At 58.1% G+C, this 25,407-nt stretch carries 24 protein-coding genes; 13 read left to right on the top strand and 11 right to left on the bottom strand.

Annotation, left to right across the window (positions count from 1 at the left end):
* Positions 1–6 precede the first annotated feature (6 nt).
* Both WA928_RS06400 and WA928_RS06395 read left to right on the top strand, forming a co-directional pair.
* Positions 7–1,272, top strand: a complete 1,266-nt coding sequence (locus WA928_RS06400) for a ribulose-bisphosphate carboxylase large subunit family protein (protein ID WP_424301026.1) — start codon at positions 7–9, stop codon at positions 1,270–1,272.
* On the top strand, positions 1,262–2,629 hold the full coding sequence (locus WA928_RS06395) for a four-carbon acid sugar kinase family protein (protein ID WP_424301023.1): 1,368 nt from the start codon (positions 1,262–1,264) through the stop codon (positions 2,627–2,629). The genes WA928_RS06400 and WA928_RS06395 overlap by 11 nt, the downstream gene beginning before the upstream one ends.
* A gap of 90 nt (positions 2,630–2,719) precedes the next feature.
* Here the strand turns inward: WA928_RS06395 and WA928_RS06390 are convergent, their stop codons facing one another.
* On the bottom strand, positions 2,720–4,912 hold the full coding sequence (locus WA928_RS06390) for an OsmC domain/YcaO domain-containing protein (RefSeq protein ID WP_424301020.1): 2,193 nt from the start codon (positions 4,910–4,912) through the stop codon (positions 2,720–2,722).
* A 394-nt stretch (positions 4,913–5,306) separates the two neighbouring features.
* Here WA928_RS06390 and WA928_RS06385 point away from each other — a divergent pair, with 394 nt between their 5' ends.
* On the top strand, positions 5,307–5,624 hold the full coding sequence (locus WA928_RS06385) for a DUF4148 domain-containing protein (protein WP_424301017.1): 318 nt from the start codon (positions 5,307–5,309) through the stop codon (positions 5,622–5,624).
* Positions 5,625–5,686: 62 nt separating this feature from the next.
* Here WA928_RS06385 and WA928_RS06380 read toward each other — a convergent pair whose 3' ends face one another.
* Positions 5,687–6,775: an NADH:flavin oxidoreductase/NADH oxidase gene (locus WA928_RS06380; RefSeq protein ID WP_424301014.1), complete on the bottom strand. Its 1,089-nt coding sequence runs from the start codon at positions 6,773–6,775 to the stop codon at positions 5,687–5,689.
* A 98-nt stretch (positions 6,776–6,873) separates the two neighbouring features.
* Here WA928_RS06380 and WA928_RS06375 point away from each other — a divergent pair, with 98 nt between their 5' ends.
* Positions 6,874–7,170, top strand: a complete 297-nt coding sequence (locus WA928_RS06375) for an ArsR/SmtB family transcription factor (RefSeq protein ID WP_350381375.1) — start codon at positions 6,874–6,876, stop codon at positions 7,168–7,170.
* Here WA928_RS06375 and WA928_RS06370 read toward each other — a convergent pair.
* Both WA928_RS06370 and WA928_RS06365 read right to left on the bottom strand, forming a co-directional pair.
* Entirely contained in the window at positions 7,108–7,533 is a 426-nt protein-coding gene (locus tag WA928_RS06370) for a type II toxin-antitoxin system YhaV family toxin (RefSeq protein WP_424301009.1), read from the bottom strand. The two genes, WA928_RS06375 and WA928_RS06370, sit on opposite strands and share 63 nt — an antisense overlap.
* Positions 7,530–7,850, bottom strand: coding sequence for a type II toxin-antitoxin system PrlF family antitoxin (locus tag WA928_RS06365; protein ID WP_424301186.1), 321 nt, complete (start codon positions 7,848–7,850; stop codon positions 7,530–7,532). Before WA928_RS06365 ends, WA928_RS06370 begins: the two co-directional genes overlap by 4 nt.
* 152 nt (positions 7,851–8,002) lie before the next feature.
* Between WA928_RS06365 and hydA the strand changes: the two genes are divergently transcribed.
* Genes hydA through WA928_RS06340 form a run of 5 tightly spaced genes read left to right on the top strand, consistent with a single transcriptional unit; the run spans position 8,003 to position 12,513 of the window.
* The gene (gene hydA, locus WA928_RS06360) at positions 8,003–9,457 is read left to right on the top strand and encodes a dihydropyrimidinase (RefSeq protein ID WP_424301006.1); all 1,455 of its coding nucleotides are present in this window, start codon (positions 8,003–8,005) and stop codon (positions 9,455–9,457) included.
* Between the two features lie 26 nt (positions 9,458–9,483).
* Positions 9,484–10,338, top strand: a complete 855-nt coding sequence (locus tag WA928_RS06355; RefSeq protein WP_424301003.1) for a transporter substrate-binding domain-containing protein — start codon at positions 9,484–9,486, stop codon at positions 10,336–10,338.
* Positions 10,339–10,348: 10 nt separating this feature from the next.
* A complete protein-coding gene (locus tag WA928_RS06350) occupies positions 10,349–11,134 on the top strand; it encodes an amino acid ABC transporter ATP-binding protein (protein WP_424301000.1) in 786 nt (261 codons plus the stop codon).
* Between the two features lie 9 nt (positions 11,135–11,143).
* Complete coding sequence (locus tag WA928_RS06345; RefSeq protein ID WP_350381389.1) at positions 11,144–11,821, top strand: amino acid ABC transporter permease; 678 nt, start codon at positions 11,144–11,146, stop codon at positions 11,819–11,821.
* Between the two features lie 11 nt (positions 11,822–11,832).
* The gene (locus WA928_RS06340) at positions 11,833–12,513 is read left to right on the top strand and encodes an amino acid ABC transporter permease (RefSeq protein ID WP_350381391.1); all 681 of its coding nucleotides are present in this window, start codon (positions 11,833–11,835) and stop codon (positions 12,511–12,513) included.
* Here the strand turns inward: WA928_RS06340 and WA928_RS06335 are convergent, their stop codons facing one another.
* Entirely contained in the window at positions 12,514–13,404 is an 891-nt protein-coding gene (locus WA928_RS06335; RefSeq protein ID WP_424300996.1) for a LysR family transcriptional regulator, read from the bottom strand. It abuts the gene before it with no gap.
* A 104-nt stretch (positions 13,405–13,508) separates the two neighbouring features.
* Here WA928_RS06335 and WA928_RS06330 point away from each other — a divergent pair, with 104 nt between their 5' ends.
* Positions 13,509–14,183, top strand: a complete 675-nt coding sequence (locus WA928_RS06330; RefSeq protein ID WP_424300993.1) for an aspartate/glutamate racemase family protein — start codon at positions 13,509–13,511, stop codon at positions 14,181–14,183.
* Between the two features lie 109 nt (positions 14,184–14,292).
* Positions 14,293–15,234 (top strand): N-carbamoyl-D-amino-acid hydrolase, encoded by a 942-nt coding sequence (locus WA928_RS06325; RefSeq protein WP_424300990.1) that lies wholly within the window; start codon positions 14,293–14,295, stop codon positions 15,232–15,234.
* Between the two features lie 5 nt (positions 15,235–15,239).
* Here the strand turns inward: WA928_RS06325 and WA928_RS06320 are convergent, their stop codons facing one another.
* Positions 15,240–16,685 carry an NAD-dependent succinate-semialdehyde dehydrogenase gene (locus tag WA928_RS06320; RefSeq protein WP_424300987.1) on the bottom strand — a complete coding sequence of 482 codons (1,446 nt, stop codon included), beginning with the start codon at positions 16,683–16,685 and terminating at the stop codon, positions 15,240–15,242.
* A 150-nt stretch (positions 16,686–16,835) separates the two neighbouring features.
* Here WA928_RS06320 and WA928_RS06315 point away from each other — a divergent pair, with 150 nt between their 5' ends.
* Both WA928_RS06315 and WA928_RS06310 read left to right on the top strand, forming a co-directional pair.
* Positions 16,836–17,549: a GntR family transcriptional regulator gene (locus WA928_RS06315; protein WP_424300984.1), complete on the top strand. Its 714-nt coding sequence runs from the start codon at positions 16,836–16,838 to the stop codon at positions 17,547–17,549.
* Positions 17,550–17,611: 62 nt separating this feature from the next.
* Positions 17,612–18,757 (top strand): mandelate racemase/muconate lactonizing enzyme family protein, encoded by a 1,146-nt coding sequence (locus tag WA928_RS06310; RefSeq protein WP_424300981.1) that lies wholly within the window; start codon positions 17,612–17,614, stop codon positions 18,755–18,757.
* Positions 18,758–18,829: 72 nt separating this feature from the next.
* Here WA928_RS06310 and fhuB read toward each other — a convergent pair whose 3' ends face one another.
* Genes fhuB through WA928_RS06285 form a run of 5 tightly spaced genes read right to left on the bottom strand, consistent with a single transcriptional unit; the run spans position 18,830 to position 25,308 of the window.
* Positions 18,830–20,806, bottom strand: a complete 1,977-nt coding sequence (fhuB, locus tag WA928_RS06305) for a Fe(3+)-hydroxamate ABC transporter permease FhuB (RefSeq protein ID WP_424300978.1) — start codon at positions 20,804–20,806, stop codon at positions 18,830–18,832.
* Positions 20,803–21,663, bottom strand: a complete 861-nt coding sequence (locus tag WA928_RS06300; protein WP_424300975.1) for an ABC transporter substrate-binding protein — start codon at positions 21,661–21,663, stop codon at positions 20,803–20,805. Before WA928_RS06300 ends, fhuB begins: the two co-directional genes overlap by 4 nt.
* A gap of 3 nt (positions 21,664–21,666) precedes the next feature.
* Complete coding sequence (locus WA928_RS06295) at positions 21,667–22,434, bottom strand: ABC transporter ATP-binding protein (protein ID WP_350381409.1); 768 nt, start codon at positions 22,432–22,434, stop codon at positions 21,667–21,669.
* Complete coding sequence (gene fhuF / locus WA928_RS06290; RefSeq protein WP_350381411.1) at positions 22,427–23,167, bottom strand: siderophore-iron reductase FhuF; 741 nt, start codon at positions 23,165–23,167, stop codon at positions 22,427–22,429. The genes WA928_RS06295 and fhuF overlap by 8 nt, the downstream gene beginning before the upstream one ends.
* Positions 23,167–25,308 carry a TonB-dependent siderophore receptor gene (locus WA928_RS06285; protein WP_424300971.1) on the bottom strand — a complete coding sequence of 714 codons (2,142 nt, stop codon included), beginning with the start codon at positions 25,306–25,308 and terminating at the stop codon, positions 23,167–23,169. Before WA928_RS06285 ends, fhuF begins: the two co-directional genes overlap by 1 nt.
* Between the last annotated feature and the right edge of the window lie 99 nt (positions 25,309–25,407).

The raw sequence follows: 25,407 nt of genomic DNA, 5'->3' as shown, positions 1-25,407 counted from the left end.
CCTGCCATGAGTGATGATCATTACCAGGCGGAGTACCTGATCGAGACTCCGCTGGATGTCGAACAGGTGGCGCAGGTCATGGCGGGCGAGCAATCCTGCGGTACCTTTGCTCGGGTGGCGGGCGAAACCGACGAGCTGCGCAGTCGTGCACGGGCCGAAGTCCTGGATGTGCAGGTGATCGACCAGGCATCGCAGCCGGCTTTGCCCAATGCCTTTTTGACGCGCAAGCAGGTAGCGGGCCCCTGGACGCGGGCCAGAGTGCGGATTCAGTTTCCGGTGGCCAATGTTGGGGCCAACCTGCCGACGCTGGCGGCGACGGTTGCTGGCAATCTGTACGACTTGGGCGAAGTCACCGGCATGCGGCTTGATACCTTGCAGGTACCGGCCGCCTATCGGGCGCAATTTGATTTTCCTTCTCATGGGGTGCGCGGTACGCGGGCCGCTACGGGCGTAACCCATGGGGCACTGATTGGCACCATCATTAAGCCGAATGTGGGGTTGTCGGTACAAGAGACGGCGGCGCTGGTGACAACTTTGTGTGAGGCGGGGGTGGATTTCATCAAGGATGATGAAATCAGCACTGATCCTGTACATGCGCCGTTGGCGCAGCGCATCCCGGCCGTGATGGCAGCGGTGCGCAGTTACCGCGAACGCAGTGGCCGCAATGTCATGATGGCCTTCAATATCAGTGACGAGCTGGATGCCATGCGCCGCCATGCTGATCTGGTGCATCGCGAGGGTGGGTCTTGCGTCATGGTCAGCCTCAATAGTTGTGGGTTTTCCGCCGTACAAAGCCTGCGCCGCTCTACGCCGCTGGCCATCCATGGCCACCGCAATGGCTTTGGCGCGATGTCGCGCCATTCACTGCTGGGCATTTCGTTTCAGGCCTACCAGACGCTGTGGCGTCTGGCCGGGGTCGACCATATGCATGTGCACGGCTTGCAGGGGAAATTCGCCCAGACCGATGATGAAGTCGTTGAATCCGCGCGGGCCTGCCTGACGCCGCTGGCGCCGGGGCAAGATGATGTGGTCATGCCGGCGTTCTCCTCCGGGCAGTGGGCTGGAACTGTGCCGGTTACCTATCAGGCAGCTGGCGAGGATCTGCTGTTTATGTCCGGGGGCGGCATTCTGGCGCACCCTGATGGTCCGGTTGCCGGAGTCGCCAGCTTGCGCCAAGCCTGGGAGGCATCCCGCAATGGCGTTGCCTTGGCAGATTTTGCCCGTCAGGCACCCGAATTGCGCCGGGCGTTGGAGTTTTTTGGTGGCCGATGAACTGCAGACAGGGTTGAGTGTGGGTACTGCCCCGGATCTGAAGCTGGTGTTCTATGCCGATGATTTCACCGGGGCAACTGACACCCTGGCTACGGTGGCGCAGGCAGGGCTGCGGGCGACCTTGTTTTTGCGTCTGCCCACTGAAGCGCAGCGGGCGGCGCTGGGCCCTCAGGATTGCCTGGGCATTGCGGGGGCATCGCGGTCGATGAGCTGCCGGCAGTTGCAGGCGGAACTGGGCCGGGTGGCGGACTGTATCGCGTCCTGGTGCCCACCTGTGGTGCATTACAAGACCTGCTCTACATTCGATAGCAGCCCGTCGGTGGGCAGTATCGGTCTGGCCGTCAGGGTGTTGCGCGAACGCCTGCCGGTGGGGCCGTTCGTGCCCATCGTTGGTGGGCAGCCCAATCTGGGACGATATTGCGTGTTCGGGACACTGTTTGCCGCGTTTCAGGTGGGCGGCGAGGTCTTTCGCCTGGATCGGCACCCGACCATGAGCCGCCACCCGGTGACGCCGATGGACGAGGCCGATCTGCGCCGCCATCTGGCCCGTCAGGGGCTGAAATCTGTAGCCGGCATTGTCTATCCCGCCTATGGCGAGGGACAGGAATCTTTGGACGCACAGCTGCAGTCAGCGCTGGAAAGTGGCCCCGACGGAGTGCTGCTGGATATTGCCACGCCAGAACATCTGGTGGTGGTCGGGCAGCTGTTGTGGCAGCGGGCGCTGCGCCAGCCGTTGCTGGCCGTTGGCCCCAGCAGCGTCGAACAAGCCCTGTTAACCCAGTGGCAGGATGCCGGGCAGGCCACTGCGGCGCATGCCCCGGTGCTGTCGGGTCCGGACGCGGATGGCTACCCACCGGGTGGCCCTGTGCTGGTGTTTTCCGGCAGCTTGTCGCCGCGCACGGCGCAGCAGATCCAGATGGCGCGGTCTTATGTCCGCGTGCCGGTGCCGGTGGGGGATATGCTGGATGGCTCGGCAGCGCAGCGATTTGCGCTTCAGGCTCGTATTGCGCAAGCGCTGGCCGCTGGCCGGCATGTTCTGGTCCACTGGGTGGATGCTTCCGCCGCTGCGGCTGCGCCGCGCCTGGATCCTGCCCGTTTGGCCCGAGCCGGCGCCAGCCTGGTGGCGGATATCCTGCGAACTGTACGTCCTGCGCGTCTGGGCTTGTCGGGAGGGGATACGTCCAGCCATTGCATGCAGGCGCTGGACGCCTGGGGACTGACCTATCGACGGCTACTGGCACCCGGTGTGGCGTTGTGCCGCGTGCATGCCGATGTCCCGCATCTTGACGGGCTGGAGGTCATGCTCAAGGGTGGTCAGATGGGGACAGACGACATTTTCGAGCGCTTGCTGCGCTAAGCGGCCTAGTTGTCCGCATCCATGCGGCTACGGGTCGAAGGCCCCATGACGATGCGATTGGAAAGCGTCAAGGGGCCGAGACGGTAAAGCTCAAACCAGCTTGGCCCGTGCCTGATGCGTTTTTTTGTAGCTGTCGATCAATCGATGGTGTCTATCGAGGCCCTCTAGTTTCATACTCGTCGGCGTCAACCCGTAGAAGCGTGTGCGGCCGTCTACAGCATCCATGACGGCATCCATCCGAGCGTCGCCAAACATCCGGCGGAAGTTGACGATGTAATCGTCCAGCGCCAAGTCATCATCGAGTAGCACTTCCAGAACCACATTCAATGCCTGGTAAAACAGTCCACGTTCGACCGTATTGTCGTTGTACTGCAGGAAGGCGCCTGTCAGCTCTTGCGCCGCCTCGAATCGCTGCAAGGCAAGCTGAATCAGCAGCTTCAACTCGAGAACCGTCAGTTGCCCCCAGGCTGTGTTTTCGTCGAATTCAATACCGATCAATGAGGAAACCTTGGAGTACTCATCCAGGTCATTGCTCTCCAGTCGATCCAGCAGCGCTGCCAGGCCGTCATCATCCAAGTGGTGCACGTTTAAAATGTCAGTGCGAAATAGCAGCGCCTTGTTTGTGTTGTCCCAGATCAGATCCTCTATCGGGTAGATCTCCGAATAGCCGGGCACCAAGATCCGGCAGGCGGTGGCACCCAGTTGGTCATACACTGCCATATATACCTCTTTGCCCATGCCTTTGAGAATATCGAATAGTGTTGCTGCTTCCTGGACATTAGAATTCTCACCCAGACCAGAAAAATCCCATTCGACAAAATCAAAATCGGCTTTGGCACTGAAAAAACGCCACGACACAACGCCGCTGGAATCAATAAAGTGCTCGACAAAGTTATTTGGTTCAGTCACAGCATCACTGACAAAGGTGGGCTGAGGGAAATCGTTCAGGCCTTCGATACTGCGCCCCTGCAGCAATTCAGTAAGGCTACGTTCCAGTGCCACCCCGAAGCTCGGGTGTGCGCCGAACGAAGCAAACACGCCGCCTGTCCTTGGGTTCATCAAGGTTACGCACATCACAGGGTAGGTTCCACCCAGTGACGCGTCCATGACCAGCACCGGAAAACCCTGTTCTTCCAGCCCCTGAATCCCAGCCAGGATGCCGGGGTATTTTGCGAGCACTTCGGGCGGCACGTTAGGCAATGCAAGTTCGCCTTCCAGGATTTCACGTTTTACAGCCCGCTCGAAGATTTCGGAAAGAGATTGCACCTGTGCCTCGGCCAGGGTATTACCGGCACTCATTCCGTTGCTGACGAATAAATTATCGATCAGATTGGACGGGAAATATACGACCTCGCCGTCAGACTGCCGTACATATGGCAAAGAACATATACCACGCTGTACATTGCCAGAGTTGGTGTCATGCAGGTGCGAGCTGCGAAGCTCGCCATCCAGATCGTAAATTTTCAGACAGTACGCATCCAGAATCTCAGTTGGCAGTGAGTCTTTGGGTCCGGGCTTGAACCAGCGTTCATCCGGGTAATGTACGAATGCTGCATCGGCAATATCTTCACCCCAGAATGCGTCGCTATTGAAGTAATTGCAATTCAGGCGTTCGATGAATTCTCCCAATGCCGATGCCAAAGCGCTTTCTTTGGTTGCTCCCTTGCCATTGGTGTAGCACATCGGCGAGTGCGCATCGCGGATGTGCAGCGACCACACATTGGGGACGAGATTGCGCCACGAGGCAATTTCAATTTTGATACCCAGGCCCGCCAAGAACCCTGACATATTGGCGATTGTCTGCTCTAACGGAAGATCCTTGCCCGCAATATAAGTACTGGCATCGGCGGCTGGTTTCAGCGTCAGCAACGACTGGGCATCAGCATCTAAATTCTCTACCTCTTCGATGACAAAATCGGGGCCAGCCTGCACCACCCTTTTTACGGTACAACGCTCGATCGAGCGCAAGATGCCCCGGCGGTCCAGTTCTGAAATATCCGATGGCAACTCGACCTGGATCTTGAAAATCTGCTGATACCGGTTTTCGGGATCAACAATATTATTCTGCGATAGATGGATGTTTTCGGTGGGGATGTTGCGCGTCACGCAATATAGCTTCACAAAATAGGCAGCACATAAAGCCGACGAAGCCAGAAAATAATCAAATGGGCCGGGAGCGGAACCGTCGCCCTTGTAGCGGATAGGCTGATCGGCCACGACCGTGAAGTCGTCGAACTTGGCCTCGAGCCGTAGCTTATCGAGGAAATTGACTTTGATTTCCATGGGGGTGCTCTAAAAGTTTGCTCAAAGTGAATCGAAATTATCGTTCGGTCGTGTAAAGAGGTTAGTCAGTTGCACGGTTTCTGCGGGCGTGAATCCTGCCATCGCCTTGGGCATGCGCGCCCGCGCGGCCCTGGTAAGCGTGATACGACGACTTTGGCCGGCAGCCGAGTCGCGTGTCTGCTCGATTAAACCATCGTGCTGGATAGGCTACTGCAGAAGGTGTGAGTGATCAGTCCGTAATTATTCACGAAAACGGAATATTGAATTGATCATAGCCCTATTTATTGCGGCGCAGCAAAAGCGCACACTGTTTCCAACAGCACAGGACATGACTCACCAAGCGGAAAGCCCGTGAATCCTGTACTGACTCATACTCCAAATGAAGGAAACCATCATGAAAGTCACCACCGCCGCCTCTATCGCCCTCTTGTCCCTAGGTCTCGCCTCTGCCGGTATCGCACAGGCTGACCAAGCGCTTTATTATCCCCAAACCTCGACCCCCAGCACGGAAACCCGTGCAGAAGTTGTCCAAGCGCTGCGCTTGGCACAATCACAAGGGCAGGTTGTCATGGGTGAACAGTCTGACTACCCGAAGCTGCAAAGCGATACGCAGGCCTTGAGCCGCGCTGAAGTGGTGCACGAACTGGATCAGGCCAAGAGCGCTGGTCTGCTGACCGTGGGTGAGAGCGCTCACTATCCGCAAGTGCTGTAATCAGCACCTTGCCGTTTCACTTTCAAGCCTGCCGCGCTGATTGCGTGGCAGGCTTTTTTGATTTAGTAACGTGCAAGCCAGTGGGCATAGGGCGCCGGTAATGTCCACGAGGCGTGCTCGATGCCAAGCGTCTTTGCCGCGTAATACGCCCAATGGGGGTTTGCCAGGTGGCTTTTCCCCACCATCGCCAAATCAAGCTGCTCTTCCTTGATGGCGTGCTCCGCAACATCTGGAGTGCCAAAGCCCCAGGCGGCAGAGACAGGACTATTTGCTTCCTGGCGCACCCGCTTTGCAATAGGCCCCAGGAACCCAGGCGCCCAGGGGATGGAGACGTCGGCAATGGTAAAGCCGATGCTGACATTGATCATGTCCATGCCGGCCGCTTTGAAATCACGCACAAGCCCGATCGACTCGATGAGCGTTTGTTCGTCGCGCCCGTCGTACTCGATGACGCCAAAGCGCACCGTCAGCGGGAGGTTTTCTGGCCACACTTCGCGGACGGCCTTTAGGGTTTCAAGCAGAAACCGTCCACGGTTCTGAACGCTTCCACCATAGATGTCATTGCGGTGATTGGAGTGTGCGGAAAAGAAAGTCTGTGCCAGATAACCGTGTGCAAAATGCAGCTCCAGCCATTCAAAGCCAGCCTCTCTGGCCCGTTTTGCCGCATCCACAAAATCCTGGCGGACGCGTGCGATGTCGTCCAGGGTCATCGCCCGCGGCTGCTTGGGCAAGCCCTTACCGTACGCAATGGCCGAGGGAGCAATCGTCTGCCAGCCGCGTGGGTCGTTTTCGGGGATGTGGTCGTCGCCCTCCCATGGGCGATTTGCACTGGCCTTTCTGCCGGCATGGGCAATTTGGATGCCCGGCACCGCCCCTGCAGCCTTGATTGCCCGGGCCACTGGCGCAAACGCCTGTGCCTGTTGATCCTTCCAGATCCCTGTGCAGCCAGGTGTGATGCGCCCCTCAGGTGAAACGGCTGTGGCCTCGACGATCACAAGCCCGGCACCGCCGCGCGCCATTCCCGCGTAGTGTGACAGATGCCAATCGTTGGCAAGCCCGTCAACCGCCATGTATTGGCACATCGGGGGGACAGCGATACGATTACGCAGAGAGACATCTTTAAGTTTGAAGGGTTGAAACAGAGCAGACATGGTGGCCCTTTGGGGAGAGGAAAGGCTGAATTTTATTCGTTTGTTCGAATGCATACGAACAATAGAATTATTGTAATCCAAAGGGTATGATGCTGCTCATGCGTCCTTTCAAGCATCCCGCTACCAGTGAGTTATCCCTCGAACGCGTGCTCTACGCGTTAAGCGACTCCATTCGCCTCGATATCGTGCGGCAACTTGCCCGTGTTGATGCAGCCACCTGCGGCGAGCTGGATGGTGGGCGTCCCAAGTCTACCGTCTCTCATCATTTCAAGGTGCTGCGTGAGGCGGGGTTGGTGTTTACAGAAAACAATGGCACGGTGCACATAAACACATTACGACGTGCCGATATTGAAAGCCGATTTCCCGGCTTGTTGGCAGCGGTATTGGCGCAGTAAGCGGCTAGGGGGCTGGCTGTCGTTAACCCAGGCCAGCACGATCACTTTGCTGGGAGCGTGATCGCGAAAAAATAGACGGTACTGCTGAAAAAATTTAGCCCAGAACCAGTGCTTGTAATGGTCGCCCAGGGTGCGGCCTTGCCGGTATTCTGGCTTCGCGGGGTCTTGCGGGATGATATCGAATGCCAGTTTTGTGATCGCTGCCAGCCGTTTGGTGGCATTTTTCTTTATATATCCAGCAGGATCTCTTTTTTTGAGTGCTTCAACCTGCTGGGTGAGTGTGTCAAGTTGCGCAAGAAATAGTGGGTGTGCAAAAACCGTCCATCCGTGGATAAGCAGAGGAGTGCGTTTGCCCGTGCTCATTCATCGCCCGCCGATAGGGGCATGTCAAGCTCGATATTTGCACCTTCGGTGAGAGCTTGCAGGTGCTGTACGAGACTGTGATCGATTGCTTGCAAGCGGTCTGGGTGGTTGCTGATATCGCAAGCCAGAAAATCTAAAAATTTGCCAAGTACCGGGTCGGCGTCAGCCGGCGTACTGGCGCGTGTCAGTACCACTTGACCGTCGGGGCAGATGGTGTAATGGATCTTGTCGCGCTTGCCCAACTGAAGGGCGCGACGCACGGTTTCTGGTACGGTGGTTTGGTAGCGGTCGTTTTGATGCGTGCCACTCTTGCAGATAAAAACCCTGGCTAGGGTTTTCTCTAATATAACAATGCCTTATGGTGGGCTCATAAAACGGTACTCGTCCCTGGCTGGAATCACGCTTAGTATTTTGCCATCGGCCTGTGGTCCTGCATCTGGGCCTTGGCCGACAACCAGGAGAATGCTGTATGGAATTTGATCTGACGATACGCCATGGGCTGGTCTGCACTGAAGCGGGCCCCCAAGCGCTGGATATCGGGGTCAAGGACGGAATCATCACTTCACTCCAGGCCGGCTTGCCGGCTGGGCACAAGGATGTGGACGCTCGGGGCCATACGGTGCTGCCCGGCGGCATCGACAGCCATTGCCATATCGAGCAGCTTTCTGGCATGGGGGTGATGACGGCAGATGATTTCTACACAGCCTCGCGTTCGGCGGCCTTTGGCGGCACCACCACCATCATCCCCTTTGCCGCTCAGCGCCAGGGGGATGATCTGCTCGAGGTAGTCAAGGATTACTCGCGCCTGGCCCGGGAAAAATCCGTCATTGATTATGCTTTCCATCTGATTTTGTCCGACCCCTCGGAAAAGACACTGGTCGAACATCTGCCTCAAGTGATTGCCGAGGGCATCACCTCGTTCAAGGTGTACATGACATACGAGTCCTGGAAACTTGATGACTTCCAGTTGCTGGATGTGCTGCATGCCGCTGATCGCTACGGCGCCATGGTGATGGTGCACTGCGAAAACAATGACATCATTCGCTGGATCACGCGCCGCTTGCTGAGTGAGGGCCATGTCCACCCCAAATACCACGCTGTGGCGCATGACCCACTGGCCGAAAGCGAGGCCACCAATCGTGCGATCGCGTTGTCGCGGCTCATGAGTGTACCGATTCTTATCGTGCACGTGGCGGGGCTGGAGGCTGTGCGCGTGATTCATGCCGCGCAAGCCATGGGGGCGCCCATTTATGCGGAAAGCTGCCCGCAGTACCTGTTTCTGACGGCCGAGGATATCGACAAGCCTGGCGTAGAAGGCGCCAAGTTTTGCTGCAGCCCGCCACCGCGCGATCCGCAATCGCAGGAGGCTGTCTGGGAAGGCCTGCTGAACGATACCTTGCAGGTTTTTTCATCCGACCATGCGCCTTATCGATTTGATGAAACCGGAAAATTGCCTAATGGCGAGGCCACTACCTTCAAGCAGATGGCCAACGGCTTGCCGGGTATCGAACTGCGCTTGCCGCTGCTGTATTCAGAGGGCGTGCGCACTGGCCGCCTGAGCCTTGCACAATTTGCTGCACTCACTGCAACCAATCATGCCCGCATGTATGGTTTGTATCCGCGCAAGGGTGTCATCCGGCTGGGCAGCGATGCCGATTTCGCGATCTGGGATCCGGATCTGAAAAAAACCGTCACCTGGGACATGCTGCACGATAACGTGGGCTACACACCCTACGAAGGCCGCGAAGTGACCGGCTGGCCAGTGGCTGTGTTCAGCCGTGGCCGCGCGGTGGTCGAAAACGACACCCTGCTGGCGCGTGCCGGTGACGGCCAGTACCTGCCTTGCGGTGAACCCGCTCCTATTACTCGCAACAAGAAAGCCATCGAACAAGGCGTCATCGTCAAAAAACTCTTTGCACGCTGAGCCCCTCATCCACCCGGAGACAAGCCATGCATTATTTCAGCAAGAAGCTTTCCTTTATCGCCGCAGCCACTGGCTGCGCCCTGGCCTTGCAAGCGGCGCCCGCCCTGGCCGAGACCCTCACCACGGGCGTGGATCCCACGTTTTCGCCTATGGCCATGCAAAACCTCAAGGGCGGGCTCGAAGGCTTTAATGTGGATCTTGGCCATGCTCTGGCCAAAGAAATGGGGATCACGATAAAGATCGAACCCTCACAGTTCTCGGCCATTATCCCTGCGTTAAACGCCGGCAAGTACGATTTTGTGTTGGCGCCCACCACGGCAACTGAACAGCGTGCGCAGTCGTTGCTGTTCTCCGAGGGGTATTTCAATACGGATTACACCTTCGTACAAAAAAAGAGTGCAGCGCCCGTTACCGATTTGGCCCAGCTGAAGGGCAAGACGATTACGGTAAACAGTGGGTCTGCCTACGAGGCCTGGGCCAAGGCAAACGAAGCTCAGTACGGTTTCAAGTATCAGGTGTTCAGCACCACCGCTGATGCCATTCAGGCGGTGCTCTCCGGTCTGGCCGATGCGGCCTTGATCGACAACATCTCTGGCCCATGGGCAGCCAAGAAAAACCCCATGCTGCAAACCAGCTACACCATCCGCTCGGGCAAGGTCTTTGCCTTGGTTTTCCGTAAAGATGATGTGAAGGGGCGTGATCGCCTGAGCAATGCGCTCAAGTGCCTGAAGAAGCAGGGCGTTGTGGCAGGGTTGGTGAAGAAATGGCTGGGTACCGATCCAGCGCCGGATGCTGCCTCTGTGGTTATCGAAACCGGCCAGGGTGTTCAAGGCCTGCCGGGCTATGATCCCACCCCAGCGAAGTACAGCTGCAAATCCTGAGGACAACACAATGATTCAGGCCACTGATACCATCGCTACGCAAACCACCGCTGCCGCAGCGCCCATCCTGCAACTCAAGGGCTTGTACAAGCAGTACGGCCACAATGAGGTGCTCAAGGGGGTTGATCTGGATGTGCATGCGGGCGAGATGGTTTTCATCATCGGCCCGTCGGGTTCAGGCAAGAGCAGCCTGCTGCGCTGTTGCAACCGCCTGGAGGAAACCTCCTCGGGTTCGATTCTGGTCGATGGTGAAGACATCACTGCGCCGCGTGCCGATCTGAACCGCATCCGACAGAAAATCGGTATGGTGTTTCAGCACTTCAACCTGTACCGGCACATGAGTGTGTTGTCCAACATCACGCTGGCCCTGCGCAAGGTACAAAAGTTGCCCAAGGCCGAGGCCGAAAAGCAGGCCCACCACGCCCTTCAGCGTGTGGGCCTGGAGCAGCGCGCGGATTTTTACCCAGATCAGCTCTCTGGTGGGCAGCAGCAGCGTGTGGGCATTGCCCGCGCTCTGGCCTTGAATCCCAAGATTGTGCTGTTTGACGAGCCCACCAGTGCGCTTGATCCCGAGCTGGTGGGCAGTGTGCTGAAGGTCATGAAAGATCTCAAGGCAGGCGGCATGACGATGGTGGTGGTCTCGCACGAAATGAGCTTTGCCATGGCGGCGGCCGATCGTGTGGTCTTCATGGATGGCGGCAACATCATCGAGCAGGGGTCACCCAGCGAAGTCTTTGGCAACCCCAAGCACGAACGCACCAAGGCCTTTTTGTCCAGTGTGTCCCACAACTACTGAGGTTGCGCCATGGATCTCTCTGCACTGCGCTTTGCTTTCTTTAACCCGGATGTGGCGCGTCAGGCCATCGATCCTGTGCTGCAGGGCATGTGGATTACCGTCCAGCTGGGGGTGCTGATTACCCTGACAGGGCTGGCTGCGGGTTTGGTGCTGGCCTTTATCCGTGCATTGCACCTGCGCGCCCTCAACGTTTTTATTATTGCCTTTGCTGATGTGATGCGTGCGCTGCCACCATTGGTGGTGCTGATGGTGCTGTTCTTTGCCTTTCCCTACGTTGGCCTGGCGATGTCTGCCTTTTTTGCCACCTGGCTTGCGCTCTCTCTGGTGCTCACCGCCTTTGCCGAAGAAATTTTCTGGGCGGGCATACAGTCCATTCCCAAGGGGCAGGCCGAGGCCGCCCGTTCTACGGGTATGAGCTGGTTTCAGTCCATGATTTATGTCGTGGTGCCCCAGGCTTGCAAGCTGGCTGTGCCGCCGCTTACCAACCGGGTGATTGCCATCACCAAGGCCACTGCGCTGGGCGCTATTGTGGGCCTGAGTGAAGTGCTCAATAACGCGCAAACTGCCAGCAGCACCTTGGGCAACGCCACACCACTTACCTTGGGGGCGATTGGTTGCCTGGTGATTTTCGTGCCCATCGTGGTGGGCAGCCGCTTGCTTGAGCACCGATTCCGCTGGAAGAACTGACGAGGCCCGCCATGCAGGAAATTATTCATAATTTCTTCAACCTGGAAATCTACCAGGAAGTTACTCCTTACCTGCTCGAAGGCCTGTGGATGACGGTGCTGCTCTCAGCGCTGGTGATCCCCTTGGGCATGTTTTTTGGTTTGGTCGCAGCTGTTCTGCACCAGGAGATGCGTTGCCGCAGCTTGCGGGTGGCGTTGATGGTGTACATCGATATTTTCCGCTCCTTGCCACCGTTGGTGCTGCTGATCTTCATTTATTTTGGCTTGCCGTTTCTCAATCTGGATATACCCAAGCTGCTGGCTGTGGCGCTGTGCTTCACGCTAAACACCAGCGCCTACTTTGGCGAAGTATTTCGGGCCGGCTTTGAGAGCGTGCCTAAAGGCCAAATGGAGGCTGCACGGTCAACCGGCCTGTCGCGCCTGCAAACGCTGATCCATGTGCAAATACCTCAGGCCACGCGCGCGGTGATGCCCGATCTCATCAGTAATGCCCTGGAAGTGGTGAAACTGACTACCCTGGCCAGTGCAGTTTCGCTGCCAGAGATGCTGTATCTGGCCCGCAATGCACAATCGCTGCTGTACAACCCTTCACCGCTGGTGCTGGCCGCAATTTTCTACCTGATTATTTTGCTGCCCATCGTGCGTTACCTGGGCAGGCTCGAGCAGCGCAAGCTGGCGGCCATGAGCCACTGACTAAAGCTGGCTGGCTTCCTGCGTAATGATGTCGCCGAAGGCACGCGCCAACAAGGAGAGCGGCTCGTAGCGTGAGCTGGCCAGATACAGCTCTAGCGTATGGCGCTGCTTCAAGGGGCGTACCAGTAGTTGATCATTTCGGCGGGCAGCCGCCATGGCCACCGCCTGATCCACGATACCGGCCCCGATGCCTTGCGCCACCAGATCGCAGACATTTTGCTGGGTGTCGACTTCGATCAGGATGTGTTCAGGGGCGTGATCGTCGCCAAACATGCGTGTTAGTACTTTGGCCAGCGGCGAGCCACTGCGGTAGGCCACCAGAGGCTGGTCTTGCAGCTGGGACAGATCGATGACCGGCTGGATGGCCAGCGGATGCTGGCTGGGCAGCACACACACCAGAGGAATAGAGCCAACCCGCGTAGCTGTCAGGTTGGGATGGGTAACAGGCATGAACAGCAGGCCGACTTCGCACTCGCCATCGAGAATGCTGCGTACCAGCGCATCGTAAGTAAGCGAGCGCAGACGAATGTGGATCTCGGGGTGCTGGGCGGTGAAGCGTTGGATGCACTGTGGCATCAGGCCGTGGCCCAGGCTGGGGCTGCTGACAATGCCCAGGAGGCCCTGCTTTTTTTCGCCCAGTTGCGTTGCCAGTGTGGAGATACGCGTGATGCCCTGATACACCGACTGCACTTCATCAAACAGCAGGCGTGCTTCAGCGGTTGGATACAGGCGGCCCTTGATACGCTCGAACAGCGGGTAACCGAGTTGTTGTTCGGTATGGGCCAGCAGGCGGCTGACGGCAGGTTGCGAGACGAACAGCAACTTGGCTGCCGAACTGACCGAACCGGTGATCATGATGGCCCGGAAGGTATGGATCTGTTTGAGATTCATCGGCAGCGATGCCCATAACAAAAGGTTAATACCAGGGGACGAATCAGTATATCAAGGTGGTGAAGCTTCACAGATAGAATGGATTCAAGCGATAGGAGGTCGGCATGAACCCAACCATTTACGTCATTAATCCCAATAGTCTCGAGGCCGTCACACGTGGCCTGCAGGACAGTTTGGCGTTGTTTCAGCAGGCGGGTGGGTGTGCGATTGAATGCCTCACTTTGCATGAGGGCCCGGCTGGTATTCAGAGCGAACAAGATGTGGCTGCGTGTGCCGTACTGGTGGGCCAGCGTGTGGCCACATTGGCCCAGCAAGCAGATAAGCCGGCAGCGGCATTTGTTATTGCTTGCTTCAGCGATCCTGGCTTGTATCTGGCCCGCAGTCTGGTGGAGCAGCCCGTGCTGGGGATTAATGAATGTGGCCTGCTTACCGCCTTGGCCCTTGGCCAGCGCGTGGGCGTGATTGCCATCTTGCCCACCCTCATGGGCCGCCATGCGCGAGGCTACGCAGCAGCGGGCATCAGCTCGCGTATTGCGGGCGAGTATCCATTGGATCTGTCTGTGGCTCAGTTGCAGGATGCAGAAGCCACGCGTGCACGCATGCTGGCCGTGGGGCGTCGCCTGGTGCAAGAGAACCACGCCGACGTACTGGTGCTGGGCTGCGCGGGTATGTCGCATTACCGCACCTGGCTGGAGGACTCCTTGGGCGTACCGGTCGTTGATCCCACCATGGCAGCAGTAGCCATGGCACTGGGGCGAGTGGCCTCAGCCCGGCAATAAACCGCATCGAGCCCATTTGCAGGCACACGCCAGGGGCACTACCCGGTGGCGCCTGCAAGGGCTTTGCAGATCGCTTTATCGAACATCTTTATCTGATTCTGGAGTTTTTATGAGCAAGAGCACATCATCCCGCAAGTTTGGCCTGGCTGTCGCCCAGGTGGGTGGCATTGATCTGGCGGATACACGAGCCAGCGTGGTCAAACGCTTACTCGAGATGTTGCGCGAAGCGCACAGCCGGGGCGCGCGATTTGTGGTGTTTCCCGAGCTCACACTCACTACTTTTTTCCCGCGTTACTGGACGCCGATGGAAGAGGTGGAGGCCCGCTATTTTGAAAAAACGATGCCTAATGCCGACGTGCAGCCGCTGTTTGACGAGGCCCGACGCATGGGTGTGGGCTTTTACCTGGGCTATGCCGAGCTCACCCCTGAAGGCCGGCGCTACAACACGTCGATTCTGGTGAATCAGGCGGGAGAGATCGTGGGCAAGTACCGCAAGATCCACTTGCCTGGCCATGATGATCACAAGGTGGGTGCACCTTTCCAGCACCTGGAGAAAAAATATTTTGACGTCGGTGAAGACACCTGGACGGTGTCGAATGTGGACGGCATCCGCACGGGCATGTGCCTGTGCAATGATCGCCGCTGGCCGGAAACCTGGCGTGTCATGGGCTTGCAAAGCGCCGAGTTGATCGTGCTGGGCTACAACACCCCGGCGCACAATATCCACTGGCCCGAGCCCGTGCACCTGCGCATGCAATCGCACCTGTTGTCCATGCAATCCGGTGCCTACCAGAACTGCGTATGGGCGGCGGCCGCCGGCAAAACCGGCTTTGAAGATGGTTTCCACTTGATTGGTGGCTCTGTCATCGTGTCGCCGGCGGGCGAGATCGTGGCGCAGGCCGCTACCGAAGAAGACGAGGTGATCACAGCCAATATTGATCTGGCGATGGGTGAGAATTTCCGTAAGAACATCTTTGATTTTGCGCGCCACCGGCGTCCTGAACACTACCATCTGATTGTTGATCGCGTGGGGGCGGGCGAACCGCTGTAAAGCGCTCAGGAGGCCGTCACGGAGGCAGCCTTGGTATTCAGGTAGGCCTCGAGGGCTTCGGGGCCGCCTTCGGAACCGTAGCCAGACTCTTTGACGCCGCCAAATGGCAATTCTGGAGAAGGGGTTGCAGCTTGGTTCACCCAGAGCATGCCAGTCTCCAGTCGCGTCAATAGCTGATGTACGTTTTCGTAGGAACGGGTAAAGGCATAGGCTGCCAGTCCATAGGGTAGGCGGTTGGCTTCGATAATTGCTTCATCCAGTTCATCGAAGGCCCATAAGCCAGCAACCGGACCAAAGGGTTCTTGGTTGAACAGAGCCGAGTGTGTGCTCAGATGGCTGATCACTGTGGGTGTAAAGAAATTGCCTTCTGTGTCCAGACGCTCGCCACCCGTCAAAATGCGGGCGCCTTGGCTGTGAGCGTCTTCTACCAGACGTTCCATGGCGGAAATGCGACGCGGGTTGGCCAATGGCCCCAGGCTTGTTTGTGCATCCAGGCCATTGCCAAGCTGCAAGTTCTCTGCGTAATGCACCAGGCCTTGAGCAACATCGTCCAGCAGGCTGCGATGGACAAGAAAGCGGGTAGGTGAGATGCACACTTGTCCGGCATTGCGAAATTTGGCGCGGGCCATGGCGTGGATGGCTTGCTCAAGATTTGCATCACGGGCAATGATCACAGGGGCATGGCCGCCCAGTTCCATAGTGGTTCTTTTCATGTGCAGGCCCGCCAGCGCAGCCAGGCGCTTGCCGACGACAGTCGAGCCTGTAAAGGTGACTTTACGAATGACAGGATGCGGGATCAGATAAGAGGAAATCTGTTCCGGATCTCCGTAAACCAAGCCGACAGCGCCGGCCGGTGCACCCGCATCGATAAATGTTTGCATCAACGCGGCCGGCGAGGCGGGCGTCTCTTCTGACGCTTTGCATAAGAATGAGCAACCTGCAGCCAATGCTGCGCCCAGTTTCCGGACAACCTGATTGATTGGGAAATTCCATGGGGTAAAGGCTGCCACAGGCCCCACCGGCTCTTTCAGCACATATTGCTGCATGTTTGGGTGGCGTGCGGGTACCAGGCGCCCATAAATCCTGAGGCCTTCATCGGCAAACCATTCAAGAATCGAGGCACCAGCCAGCACTTCAGCCTGAGATTCTTGCAGGGGTTTGCCTTGCTCCAGGGTCATGAGTCGGGCGATGTGCGCGGCTCGTTCTCGCAGCAGGGCGGCAGCATTGCGCATGATTTCAGCACGCTTGTAGGCGGGTAAGGCGCGCCAATCGTTAAAGCCGGACTGTGCCGCTGCCAGGGCTCGATCCAGGTCGTGAATGCTGGCGTATGCCACATGCCCAATCACGCGGCCGTTGGCTGGATTAAGAACCTCTTGTGTGCTGCCATCCTGGGCATCGATCCAAGTGTTGGCGATCAGCAGTTGAGTGTCCGGGTAGTGCGATTCAGTCATCTCTGGCCTCGTGCTTGTCATTTAAAGGATTGCATTTCCTTAAAGTGCTTATTATTATAACTATAAGACTTATAAAACCAACTACCCGATCTTGGCTGATGCATTGTGACAATAAAGCTTTCTGATACCCGAAACCGAAACCGAAGCCGCATGCCGCTGTATTTGCAGCTGGCTAAGTTGATGCGTCAAAGGATCGAGCACCAGGAGTGGGCCTTTGGAGGGCAAATTCCAACGCTTGATGCGCTTGAAAAAGAATATGAAGTCTCGCGTGTCACTCTACGGGGTGCGCTGAATTACCTGGAGGAAATGGGCATTGTCCGGCGTACGCGTGGCCAGGGCACGTTTGTCACCAAAGACCTATCCGAAGAACGCTGGTACAAGCTCGCCAATACTTTCGATGAGCTTGCCAATAAAGTATCCAGCCTGAATGTCCGGCTTTTGCAGATCGAGCAATCAGAGCGCCCCCCCAAGCCTGCTTTTTCTTTTGGCGTGGTGGGCAAAGCATATCGCTCATTTAAGCGCGTGCACTACCACGAGGGCGAGCCTTATTGCCTGATTGATATCTATCTGGATAAGGCCTTGTTCGATTCTGATCCACAAGGCTTTGCTGGGGCGCCTGTGGTCAAGCTCTTGGCAGCACGTGAAGATATCCATATTGCCGGCGCCAAACAGGTTGTGCGAATTGTCGTGGCGGATGAAGAGACAGCTTCACATCTGCATATCGGGGTAGGAGACCCTATTGCAGATGTCTGCCGCACGCTTGTCGATGCCGCCGGCAAGATTATTTATTACGCCCATATCCGATATCCAAGCCAGATGATTCAGATCGAGATGGATCTCATGCGGGCGGCTCCACCACAATGAACAGTGCGCATGGTGCGCATCTGGTTCAACTGCCTTCTTTCCATTGGTACCAGGGTTGCCTCATGCAATTTCCAGAAACACCAACTATCCGGTTGGCCACGGCCCGTGTGTTTGTCTATCGTGCGCCCGTGGACAAGCCCGTACAGACGTCTTTTGGCATCATGCATGACCGTCCCTCTGTTGTGGTGCGGTTGGAAGATCGGACGGGGGCCGTTGGATGGGGTGAGATCTGGTGCAATTTCCCTGGGGTCGGGGCTGAACATCGGGCGCGAATGTTTCAATCCTGTGTGGCGCCGCTCCTGTTGCAGCAGGACTGGGAAGGCCCTGCTCAGGCTTTTAGCGCCCTTAGTGCACAGCTCGAGGTGCTGGCCATCCAGGCTGGCGAGCCGGGCACCGTGGCACAGATTGTTGCCGGTGCTGATATGGCTTTGTGGGATTTGGCCGCGCGTCGGCTGGAGCAGCCCCTCTGGCAGTTGTTTGGCGGGCAGTCTCGAGTGCAGGTGTATGCGTCGGGTCTAAGCCCGACAGACCCTTGCCGCTTGGCTGCCGTAAAGCACCGGGAGGGCTATCGTGCGTTTAAGCTGAAGGTAGGTTTTGAGCCTGAGCGTGATGTGCAGAATCTTAGTAGCCTGCGCCAACAGTTTGGCGATCAAGTGCCTCTGATGATCGATGCCAATCAGGCCTGGGATCTCGCAACTGCCACCCGCATGTGCCAGCGTTTGTCAGAATTCAATCCGGTGTGGGCAGAAGAACCCATGCGTGCTGATACACCTTTGCAAGCGTGGCAAGACCTTGCAAAAGAAAGCCGTATCCCGCTGGCAGCAGGAGAGAACATGCGTGGCCGCCGGCAGTTTGCCGAGGCCACCGCCTCGGGAGCCTTTTCTGTCATGCAACCAGACCCAGGGAAATGGGGCGGGTTGAGTGGCTGTATTTCTGTGGGGCGGCAGGTTGTGCAGCAGCAACGGCTGTTTTGCCCGCACTGGCTGGGGGGTGGCATTGGCTTGGCCGCGGCCATGCAATTAAAGGCCATCGTTGGGCACGACGGCTATGTCGAAGTCGACTCCAATCCAAATCCTTTGCGTGAATTATTTGCGGCGCCACTACTTAGGCCAGAGGAGGGCTGGGTTGGTTTTCCGCAGGTTCCGGGGCTGGGGATCGAGCCTGATCTTAGCCTGGCCCGCGATTTTCTTGTTCCTCATGACTATTGATCATCTGATTCAGCAACAGCCGCCAGAACGATAGCCAACATACGCTTTCTGCGGGGGTGGGGGTAATCCCCCTCATCGCCCGCGCCGTATCTGCCACAAGAAATAGCTGCCGCCCAGCAGTGACGCCATCAAGCCTGCGGGGATCTCCTGGGGAAACAGCACTTGCCTGCCCGCCCAGTCTGCCAGCACCATGATCAGGGTGCCGATCAGTGCGGCGGCAAGCAACTGGCTGGAGGCGCGGCGAAACCCCAGTAGGTAGGCCAAATGAGGGGCAATCAGGCCTACAAAGGCCAGAGGGCCCACCACCAGTGTGGCCAGTGCACTCAGCAGGGCGGTCAGCAGCAAAAGCAGTAGCCGCGCCTGTTTTAGCGGTACCCCCAGCGCCTGGGCGGCGGCTGCGCCCAGGGGCAAGATATCCAGCCAGCGGCTAAAAATAAATACCAGCGGCAGCAACAGCAATGACAGAGCCATCAAAAAGGTGCTGCCGGATGGTGTGGCGTAATAGGTAGAGCCCGACAGCCAGGCGGTTACCTGTTGGCCACGCGGGTCGCCATCGGCCAACAGCAGGTTTCTAAGTGCTTCATACAGCGCGCCCAGGGCAACGCCCGTCAGCAATACGCCTTGGGCCGAAAAATGGCTGCGCCGGTTTAGCAGCACAATCAGCAGCAATGCAACACTGGCGCCCAGCAGCGCCATGCCGGCAAGCGTCAGGTAGCTGGGCTGATCCAGCAGAAACATGCCCAGTACCAGCACGATGGCGCTGCTGCTACTGACGCCTAGCAGCTCCGGGCTGGCCATGGGGTTGCCGGTAAGGCGCTGAAGAATGCTGCCCGCCAGTGCCAACAGCAGGCCGCCGCAACTGGCGGCAACCACACGCGGCAGCCGCCATGTCAGGCTCTCGGGGCTTAACGGAGATTGCCAGGTCCAGCCGTCAAGCGCTTGTCCAAACGCCAGGGCAAGCAGTGTGGCCAATATCAGGGCAAGGGCGGGCCAGATCAGGCTGAAAGCAGGTTTGCCTTGGGACGCGTTGCCACCCAGGGCCGGCATGTCCCAGCTGCCAAGGTGCAGGCGGCTCAGCAGCCACAATAAAAGGGGTACGCCCAGGACGGCGGTGATGGCACCTGTGGGTACAAAAGTGGTTTGCCAGGCGCTGCTTGCCTGCACCAGTTGATCGGCGGCGGCAAGCAGCAAGGCGCCAAACAACATGGAGAGCGGCAGCCTTGCCTCCAGGCGGATGGCGCCTGCGAGCCGCATGATGTTGGGTGCCACAAGCCCCACAAAGCCGATAATGCCTACGCAGCTGACCAGGCTGCCTGTGAGAAAAACGGCAACGCCCAAGCCGTATAGCCGCACTGCGCGCACCGAGATGCCCAGACTGCGCAAGGTGGCATCGTTCAGCGCCATCAGCCGCAGGTGACGCAGCAAAAGCAGTACACACAGCATCGCCACCAGCAGCCGTGGCAGAAAAAACTGCACGCCATCCCATCCCTGCTGTGCCAAAGAACCCGCTCCCCAGATCAGCAGCCCGGAAAGGGCTTCCTGGTTGAACAACAGGCACACCATGGATAGCCCGCCCAGCAGCAGGTTCAGTGTCATGCCGATCACGATCAGCACCACGGGATTGAGGCCGGAGCGCCAACCGAGCCCAAAGACCAGTGCCAGTGACAGGCCCGCCCCCAGCATGGCAACCCATTCCTGGCCCAGCGCCAGCAGCCCGGGTGCCAACAGCGTGGTCAGCATCAGCATCAGGCTGGCGCCGCTGGAGATGCCCAACGTGGTGGCCGAGGCCAGCGGGTTGCGCAACAGCAGTTGCAGCAACTCGCCGGCCAATGCCAGGCCGCCGCCTGCCAGCAGGGCCAGTGTCAGGCGGGGCCACCAGCTTTGTGAAAGCAGCAGCTCCGTTATTGATGCGTTGGAGAGATCCACATGCAAGGCGTGCACCGCTGCCTGGATACCGCCTTGCGACTGCAGATTCATCCCCGCCAGCGTAACCAGCAGCACCATGGATAACAGGCAGATCAGCAGTGCAGCGCGCGCAGAAACCTTCATGGTTTGCACACTGTTTGCTCAAGCAACTGCGCAAAACGTTGGGCGGATGGTAGCCCCCCAACGCTCCAGACGGGCGGCAATACACGGAGCGGCTGCTGCTTGACGACAGGCAAGCCTCGCCACAGTGCATTGTTTTGCAGGCGCGCCAGCGTGCCCAGTGGCACGGGTTCTATGATGACGACACGCCCGTCCAGCTTGGCCAGCTCGTGCAGCGCAAGCAGGCGGTATCCCCATCTGTTTACGGCGCCAGTCCAGGCATTGCGGATGCCCAGCCGATCCAGTACATGCTGGTACAGGCTGTTGCCACCATAGACGCGCAGGTGGCGGTCGTCCGCAAACTGAATCACCAGCAAGGGGCCGCATCCCCGCAGCCGGGCCCGCCCGGCATCCAGCATCGTGGTCGTGTCACGGATCAGGGCCTGCGCGGCGGCCTCACGATGCGTCATGTGGCCGAGCGTCCGGGTCATGTCCACCAGGGTTTGCCAGGTGTCGGCCTGCGGATCATACAGTGGTACGGTCACCACGGGGGCGATGGCTTTCAGCTGATTTGCCATATTGGCAAACATCGGCGTGATCAGCAGCAGATCAGGATTCATCGCGGCCATAAGCTCCATCGACGGCTGGCTGCGCAAGCCCAGGTCTATGGTGTCGGCGGGCAATATGGGTTTGCCGACCCAGCTGTGGTAATCGGCGATCTGGGCCACTCCGGCAGGTGGGTGCCCGATTGCCGTCAAGGTTTCGGCCAGTGTCCAGTCCAGCGTGATGATTGCGGGCGTGTCCGGCGACGTCTGCTGTGTGGCGGCAAGAGCAGGCAGCAGGCCCAGGCATAGCACCAGCAGGGAGATCCACATGCGCATGGCTTAGTTCACCAAAGCCACCGGCGTGCCCAACACCGGATGGGCCACCATACTCACGTCTACCCCATAGATGCCGTGCAGACACGTCGGGGTCATGATGTCCCGCGGGGTCCCGGAGGCAATCACCTGGCCGCCGCGCAGGGCAATCAGGTGGTCGCAATAGCGTGCTGCCAGGTTGATGTCATGCAATACCAGCATGATGCCCAGGCCTAGTTCCCGGCTTAGCGTGCGGATCAGTTCCAGTACTTCGATCTGGTGAGCAATATCCAGTGCCGCCAGGGGTTCATCCAGCAGCAAAAAGCGGCTGTTCTGGGCCAGCAGCATGGCCAGCCACACGCGCTGCCGCTCGCCCCCGGACAAGGTGTCAACCCGCTGATGCCGGTAAGCCGAGGTCTGTGTCAGTGCCATGGCGCGCTCAACTTCGGCCTTGTCCTGCGCACCCGCACGCCCTAAGAAACCCAGCCAGGGGTAGCGCCCAAAGCGGATCAGATCCTGTGCCGTCAGGTGCTCTGAGGGTGGCAGTTGCTGCGGCAGGTAAGCCACCTGGCGGGCAAACAGCCGCTTGTTCCATTGCCGGATGGGCCGGCCGTCAAAACATGCGCTGCCGGTTGTTGGCGTCAATTGTCCCGCCAGCAGTTTGATCAGTGTCGATTTGCCCGAGCCATTGTGTCCGATCAGGCCATGGATACCGGCAGAATCAAATCGCAGGCTGGTGGCGTGCAGCAGTGTTTTTTCCGGCAGACGAAAGCCGGCGTGTTGAAGTTCAAACATGTTGGTGTGCGGGGGCTGGACGAGGGCAGTTTTCACACAGGCTGGTGCCCGGCAGCAGGTAGTAAAGGCAGCAAATTTTGCGCACACGGCACGTGCAGCCCGTGTCGGCCGCAGGTGCAGGCACGTCACGTACGGGCTGTTGCAGCGGGTTTGGCTTGCCATCGCTCAGTGAGGGCGACGTTAAAAGGTTCTCAAATGCCTGCAGCACTTTTGGGCTGGCCCCTGGGTGCTCACGCAGTTGCTGCACCAGGTATTCAAGCAGGTTGCCCAGATTGCTCCAGAATACCCTGGGAGATGTCCGGGAAACTTTGTGCAGCGATTCAATCAGCGGCTGCATCTGTTGCACGATCTGTTCGCACGCTGTTTGTGCAGAGGCGGGCTCAAGTGCCGGGACAACCGGCTCCCAGGCCACGCCGCAGGTTTTGTGCTGGGGCGAAAGCTGAATCGCCTGCAATACAGGGGTGTGCCGATGCAGCAGCAAGGCGGCCACCCATGGCGACAGCACGGCAGCGAAATGCCACCGCGACCACAACGATGCGATGGCGCGGCCGTCTCCGCCAGGCCAGCCTTCTTCCGTAGAAAAATCCTTTAGCAGGGGCGCCAGCGTTTCGGGGTGCTGGAGTTCGCGCGCTGTCAACCAGAGCCCGTCCTGTTGGCCGCTCACCAGCAGCGGCAATAGGGGGGCAAGCGCTGCATCTTCCTGCAGCTTCTGGATCAACAGCGTTGCCTGCATCAGAACTGATAGTTCATATTAAGTGTCACGCTACGGCCTGCACCAAAGTAGCAAAACTCAAGCGAGTTGCAGCTTGCCACGTATTTCTTGTCCAGCACGTTCAGCACATTAAGCCTTGCACTCAAGCCGTCGGCCCCCAGGGTTTTAAAATCGTAGCCCAGGGCCAGATCAAGCAGTGTGTAAGCGGGCAGGGTATGTGTGTTGGCACGATCAGACTGAACCCCCGCCACATGGCGCACCCCGGCAGCGGTGCTGAGGCCGCGCAAGCTGCCGCTATGCTCGTACGTGGCCCACAGGCTTGCCATGTGCCTGGGCGCGTAGATGGCACGGTTGCCCTCGTGGCCATCGTCGCTCTTGGCGTAGCGGATATCGTTGTAGCTGTAGCTGGCCTGCAGGCGCAACTGCTGGCTGAGCCAGGTGTTGGCCTCCAGTTCTATCCCGCGAGAATGGATCTCGCCCACTGCACGGTAGGGATCCGTGGGTTGCTCTTTGGTGGCCACATTTTTCTGCCGGATGTCATATAGCGCGATGGTGTAGAGGTCGCGGCTACCCACGGGCTGGTACTTGAGGCCTGTTTCCCATTGCGTGCCTTCCATGGGTTTAAGCAAATTGCCCTGTACATCCGTAAAGCTTGTGGGCGTAAAAGCGGTGGAGTAGCTGACATACGGTGCAAAGCCGTTATCAAACGAGTACATCAAGGCGGCACGGCCACTGAACTGGCCGTCCTCCAGGGTGCTTTGGGCCTGGCTGTCCAGATTGGTACTGCGGATATCCACACGGTCGTAACGGCCGCCCAGCGTCAGGTGCCATTGTTTCCAGCTCATCAGGTCCTGTGCATAAAAACCGGTCTGCTTAAGTACATGCCGCTCTTGCAATGGGTCGTACATGGCGGTGGGTGATGCACCGTACACGGGATTGAACGCATCGATGTTGGGAAACGCACCAGAGGGCCAACTGACATCGTTCTCTCGCCATTGATAATCCATCCCCGTCAGTACGCGGTGTCCCACGGTGCCCGTATCAAAGCGAAACTCCAGCTGATTGTCGATGGCAAAGGCGCTGAGGTCTTCATTACTGCCTGAGTAGTAGCGGTACAGCTCGGTGGGGGAGGCCCAGCCAAAGGCGTACACCTGCTCAAGCGTCACTTTCGATTTCAGGTATTGCGCGTTCTGGCGAAACGTGACGGCGTCGTTGAAATGATGCGTCAGGCCGTAGGCCAGCAGTGTCTGGTTGCGTTCGTATTTCTCGTGACCCGGTTCGCCTTCGTAGAAAGACCGTGACACCATGTTGCCATCATGCGGCACTACCGTGCCTTCGTACGGCAGGCCCGAGTGGTAGCCGCCTTCAGGTTCACGCTGGATATACGCCATCAAGTCCAGGGTAGTGTCCGGGGTGATTTTCCAGGTAAGAGAAGGCATCAGTGCATAGCGCTCTTCCTTCACCTTATCCACCTGTGCATCGGCACGGCGTACCTTGCCGTCCAGCCGCCAGGCGATTTTGCCGTCGGCAAGTGTGTCGTTAAGGTCAAAGGCGCCATATGCCTGGTGGTCGGTGCCGATACCCAGTTCGATTTCGCCAAAAGACGCAAATTCGGGCCGGCGCGTCTGCAAGGCCACGATTCCGCCAGGCGAAGACTGCCCGTACAGCACGGATGCCGGGCCACGCACCACTTCAATCGTGTCTAGAAACCAGGGGTCAATCACCAATGAACTGTGCGAATTGGTGTCCCCCAGGATCTTCAGGCCGTTCAAATAGGTATTGCCCAGGCTGCCGTCAGAAAACCCGCGCATCACCAGGTAATCGAAGCGGTTGGATGCGCCGACCTGGTTGCTGAACACCCCGGCGGTATAGGCTGTGGCGCGTTGTACGCTGGTGGCGCCTTGTTCCCGTACCTGCTCTTGTGTGATCACGGAAACCGACTGCGGCGTTTCAACAATCGGCGTCAATAGTTTGGTTGCGCCCTGTTGGGCATTCACGGTAATGGCGCCCATCTCTTGCGCGGATTGGACGTCGCTATCGGATGGTGTGGCGGTTGCCTGCACGGATTCGCCAACCGCTTGCTGAGCCTGCGACACGTTGCCCAGGCCGGTTGCCAAAAGTGCGACGACCAGCGAGAGCTGGGTTCTGCGAGGCATAGTCATAACACGGACTTCCAGAAATATATATTGATTAAGAACTATTATTATTATCATTTATCAATTCTGGGAGATATGCAGGATGTTGAGTGTCGTATGCGCGAC

It is taken from the genome of Castellaniella sp. (assembly GCF_049651205.1).
Classification (GTDB): domain Bacteria; phylum Pseudomonadota; class Gammaproteobacteria; order Burkholderiales; family Burkholderiaceae_B; genus Castellaniella.
Note: the sequence above shows the minus strand (reverse complement) of the source record. Positions and strands in the feature narration are given on the sequence as shown.

What these genes read in the sequence shown, in the direction of transcription:
- WA928_RS06285 (WP_424300971.1), bottom strand. Translation starts at nt 25,308, where the DNA reads ATGACTATGCCTCGCAGAACCCAGCTCTCGCTGGTCGTCGCACTTTTG.
- WA928_RS06320 (WP_424300987.1), bottom strand. Translation starts at nt 16,685, where the DNA reads ATGACTGAATCGCACTACCCGGACACTCAACTGCTGATCGCCAACACT.
- WA928_RS06325 (WP_424300990.1), top strand. Translation starts at nt 14,293, where the DNA reads ATGAGCAAGAGCACATCATCCCGCAAGTTTGGCCTGGCTGTCGCCCAG.
- WA928_RS06390 (WP_424301020.1), bottom strand. Translation starts at nt 4,912, where the DNA reads ATGGAAATCAAAGTCAATTTCCTCGATAAGCTACGGCTCGAGGCCAAG.
- WA928_RS06300 (WP_424300975.1), bottom strand. Translation starts at nt 21,663, where the DNA reads ATGCGCATGTGGATCTCCCTGCTGGTGCTATGCCTGGGCCTGCTGCCT.
- WA928_RS06310 (WP_424300981.1), top strand. Translation starts at nt 17,612, where the DNA reads ATGCAATTTCCAGAAACACCAACTATCCGGTTGGCCACGGCCCGTGTG.
- WA928_RS06340 (WP_350381391.1), top strand. Translation starts at nt 11,833, where the DNA reads ATGCAGGAAATTATTCATAATTTCTTCAACCTGGAAATCTACCAGGAA.
- fhuB (WP_424300978.1), bottom strand. Translation starts at nt 20,806, where the DNA reads ATGAAGGTTTCTGCGCGCGCTGCACTGCTGATCTGCCTGTTATCCATG.
- WA928_RS06375 (WP_350381375.1), top strand. Translation starts at nt 6,874, where the DNA reads ATGCGTCCTTTCAAGCATCCCGCTACCAGTGAGTTATCCCTCGAACGC.
- WA928_RS06315 (WP_424300984.1), top strand. Translation starts at nt 16,836, where the DNA reads ATGCCGCTGTATTTGCAGCTGGCTAAGTTGATGCGTCAAAGGATCGAG.
- fhuF (WP_350381411.1), bottom strand. Translation starts at nt 23,167, where the DNA reads ATGCAGGCAACGCTGTTGATCCAGAAGCTGCAGGAAGATGCAGCGCTT.
- WA928_RS06295 (WP_350381409.1), bottom strand. Translation starts at nt 22,434, where the DNA reads ATGTTTGAACTTCAACACGCCGGCTTTCGTCTGCCGGAAAAAACACTG.
- WA928_RS06345 (WP_350381389.1), top strand. Translation starts at nt 11,144, where the DNA reads ATGGATCTCTCTGCACTGCGCTTTGCTTTCTTTAACCCGGATGTGGCG.
- WA928_RS06400 (WP_424301026.1), top strand. Translation starts at nt 7, where the DNA reads ATGAGTGATGATCATTACCAGGCGGAGTACCTGATCGAGACTCCGCTG.
- WA928_RS06335 (WP_424300996.1), bottom strand. Translation starts at nt 13,404, where the DNA reads ATGAATCTCAAACAGATCCATACCTTCCGGGCCATCATGATCACCGGT.
- WA928_RS06370 (WP_424301009.1), bottom strand. Translation starts at nt 7,533, where the DNA reads ATGAGCACGGGCAAACGCACTCCTCTGCTTATCCACGGATGGACGGTT.
- WA928_RS06385 (WP_424301017.1), top strand. Translation starts at nt 5,307, where the DNA reads ATGAAAGTCACCACCGCCGCCTCTATCGCCCTCTTGTCCCTAGGTCTC.
- WA928_RS06355 (WP_424301003.1), top strand. Translation starts at nt 9,484, where the DNA reads ATGCATTATTTCAGCAAGAAGCTTTCCTTTATCGCCGCAGCCACTGGC.
- WA928_RS06350 (WP_424301000.1), top strand. Translation starts at nt 10,349, where the DNA reads ATGATTCAGGCCACTGATACCATCGCTACGCAAACCACCGCTGCCGCA.
- WA928_RS06330 (WP_424300993.1), top strand. Translation starts at nt 13,509, where the DNA reads ATGAACCCAACCATTTACGTCATTAATCCCAATAGTCTCGAGGCCGTC.
- WA928_RS06380 (WP_424301014.1), bottom strand. Translation starts at nt 6,775, where the DNA reads ATGTCTGCTCTGTTTCAACCCTTCAAACTTAAAGATGTCTCTCTGCGT.
- hydA (WP_424301006.1), top strand. Translation starts at nt 8,003, where the DNA reads ATGGAATTTGATCTGACGATACGCCATGGGCTGGTCTGCACTGAAGCG.